Source organism: Sulfurimonas sp., from assembly GCF_032250635.1.
Classification (GTDB): domain Bacteria; phylum Campylobacterota; class Campylobacteria; order Campylobacterales; family Sulfurimonadaceae; genus Sulfurimonas.
In genome coordinates, this window is sequence record NZ_JAVVFL010000222.1 from 1 (window position 1) to 3,239 (window position 3,239).

Genomic DNA, 3,239 nt, shown 5'->3' on the forward strand with positions numbered 1-3,239 from the left:
CTACTTTTCGCGCAATCTCACTAAAGAATATATCTACTATTCCCACTATCTGCTCACGTCCAAGTGCGTTAAATATAACTATATCATCCAGCCTGTTCAAAAACTCCGGTTTAAATGCCTGTTTCAACTCGCCCAAAACCATCTCTTGAAGCGTATCTGAATCTTGATTGTTGATTATCTTATCGCTCGCAATATTTGAAGTTAAAATAATAATCGTATTTGTAAAGTCAACCGTAACTCCTTTGTTATCGGTTAATCTTCCATCATCTAAAACCTGCAACAAAATATTGAACACATCAGGATGCGCTTTTTCTACCTCATCAAATAAAATGACACTGTAAGGCTTTCTTCTTACCGCTTCAGTCAGTTGTCCGCCCTCTTCATAACCCACATATCCAGGAGCCGCACCGACTAAGCGAGATACTGAATGCTTCTCCATGTATTCGCTCATATCTATTCGTACCATAGCATCAGGAGAGTCAAACAGAAACTTTGCCAATGTTTTAGCCGTCTGCGTTTTACCAACACCCGTAGGTCCCAAAAAGAGAAAACTTCCAATAGGTGAGTTACCGCTTGAGAGTCCCGCTTTGTTTCTTTTAATAGCGCGGGCAACTGCATGGGTGGCTTTACTTTGCCCCACAACCTCTTTGTTGAGCTCCTCTTCGACATTTAAAATCTTGTCTTTGTCGGCTTGAAGCATCTTCTTAACAGGAATACCTGTCCATCTTGATATGATAGAAGCAATTGACTCCTCATCTACGCTGTTTTTAAGAAGCGTTCCCTCTTTTTGTAGTTTTTCCCAACTCTCGGTAATCTCTTTTTCTTGTTTTAAAAGCGCAGGAATCTCGCCATACTCTATCTCAGCAGCACGGTTAAACTCTGATGAACTTTTTGCAATATTGGCTTCTCTTCTTTTTGCCTCAATCTCATTTTTAATGCTTGAAATTTTTCCAAAAACCTCTCTCTCATAAGCAAACTGCGCTTCTAAACTCCTCACTTTCTCTTCAACATCTGCAAGCTCTTTTTTAATCTCAAGAAGGCGCTTTGTATTTGCGGGAGTATCTTCCATTTTAAGAGCCTCTTGCTCAACATGAAGCTCAGAACTCTTTATCTTTGCATTGCTTAGAGCATGCGGTTCGGACTCTATCTGCATCTTAAGTTCAGCTGCAGCCTCGTCTATAAGGTCGATTGCCTTATCGGGCAGAAATCTATCCGCTATATATCTGTCGGAGAGTTTTGCCGCGGCAACCAAAGCGCTGTCGGTAATAGTTACATTGTGGTGAGTCTCTAAGCGCTCTTTGATACCGCGAAGTATCTGGAGCGACTGGTTTACGCTCGGCTCATCAAGACTGATAGGCAAGAAACGCCTCTGAAGCGCCATATCTTTTTCAAAATATTTTCTATACTCTTTTAACGTAGTCGCCCCTATGGTGTGAAGCTCTCCGCGCGCAAGTGCCGGTTTTAGGATATTTGCCGCATCCATGCTCCCCTCACTTGCTCCCGCTCCTACAATCGTATGAATCTCATCTATAAAAAGTATAATATTGCCGCTCTTCTTTACCTCGTCAATTACAGCTTTGAGTCTGTCTTCAAACTCGCCTCTGTATTTTGCACCGGCAATCAAAGAACTCATGTCAAGCGTTATCACCTTTTTGTTCTGCAGAGATGTCGGCACTTTGCCGTCACTGATTCTTTGAGCCAAACCCTCTACAAGCGCTGTTTTACCTACACCCGGCTCACCGAGTAGCATGGGATTGTTTTTGGTTTTACGGATGAGTATCTGCATCATACGGGTAATCTCTTCATCACGTCCGATTACAGGAGCGAGTTTCCCCTCTTTTGCTTCTGCCGTCAAATCTATTCCATACTTCTTAAGTGACTCCAGCGTCTCGTCTGAACTCTGAGACTCTATCTTTGTATTGCCTCTTGAAGCCTCTATATTTTTTGCCAACTCAGATATATCGCTATACTTTTTTAGCAGAGTGAAAAACGGCTCATTTTTCAGATTTGCCAACAGATAGGTATCCACCGCCAAAAACGAGTCTCCATTCTTTGTCATAAGTCCGATGCCGTTTTGGAGTGTCTGAACAAAGTTTTTAGAGATTCTTATGCTCTCTTTTGAGACGGTTGAGGATTTAGGAAGCTTTTGGCTTATGCTCTTTACGTCAAGCTCAATTGCTACTTTGTCAATATTCATTTTGTTAAGCATCTGATTCAGTACGGAGTTTGAGTTAGTTAGCTGTGCCCACAAAAAATGTATAGGCTCAACCTCTTGGTTTTTGTTATAGAGGGCAAGCGAGAGCGCAGACTCAATCGACTCTGTCATATTGTTTGTAAGTTTTTCAAATATATTATTCATTTATAAATTCCTTTTTTATATTTTGAGGATTATTATATCAAGTTGAGTGATGTCTTGTCAAGTCTTCTTAGTCTTTAGCCATAATGGTGTCTTTTAATTCAATTTATATTATAATTCCGAAAAAGTTTTACTTAGGATTATATATGTCAACAATTATCGATGCCATCGTAAATCGTTCATCAAAAAGAGCCTTTTTGCCAAAACCAGTGCCGCGTGAAATTCAAGAAAAAATTTTAAAAGCTGCTGCCATGACTCCAAGCGGAGCAAATATGCAGCCTTGGATTACATATGCCATAAGTGACAATAAGGTCTTAAAAAAGATTGGCGATGCAATAATTGAGAAAATGAACAGCGGCGTAGAAAATGACCAATTTATCCAGTACTACCCACTAAACTGGAAAGCTCCTTATAAAAAAAGAAGGGTAGAGACAGGCGTTGGACTCTACACTTTAATGGAGGTAGATAGAAAAGATGTAGAGACACGAACAAAGATGTGGCATGACAACTTCAGATGGTTTGGCGCACAGAGTGTATTTTTTGTCTTTACAGATAAGTCTATGATAGATGGTGCGCAGGGAGCACTTATTGACTGCGGCGCATATATGCAAACCATTATGTTAGCGGCTAGTGAATTTGGTATTGAGAGTTGTCCACAAGGCTCAACGACAGAGTTTGGAAAAGTTGTAGCAGATGTACTTGAAGTTCCACAAAATCTTGCATTTTTATATAGCATCGTTCTCGGCTATGAAGATAAAGATGCAAAAATCAACACCTTTAAGCCAAGAAGAGCGGAGTTGGACGACAACGTTATTTTTATATAAAACGTCTCCTATCAACATATAAGTTGGAGATAGGAGAATACATAAATTGAGAGTTTATT

General features: G+C 40.2%; 2 protein-coding genes. One reads left to right on the forward strand and one right to left on the reverse strand.

Features of this window, described 5'->3' with window-relative positions; translation table 11 throughout:
* Positions 1-2,359 (reverse strand): ATP-dependent Clp protease ATP-binding subunit (locus RQ763_RS10925; protein WP_314152997.1); only part of this gene is annotated, 2,359 nt, incomplete at its 3' end.
* Positions 2,360-2,502: 143 nt separating this feature from the next.
* On the opposite strand from RQ763_RS10925, the gene RQ763_RS10930 reads away from it, so the two are divergent.
* Positions 2,503-3,180 carry a nitroreductase gene (locus tag RQ763_RS10930; RefSeq protein WP_314152998.1) on the forward strand — a complete coding sequence of 226 codons (678 nt, stop codon included), beginning with the start codon at positions 2,503-2,505 and terminating at the stop codon, positions 3,178-3,180.
* Positions 3,181-3,239: the final 59 nt, after the last annotated feature.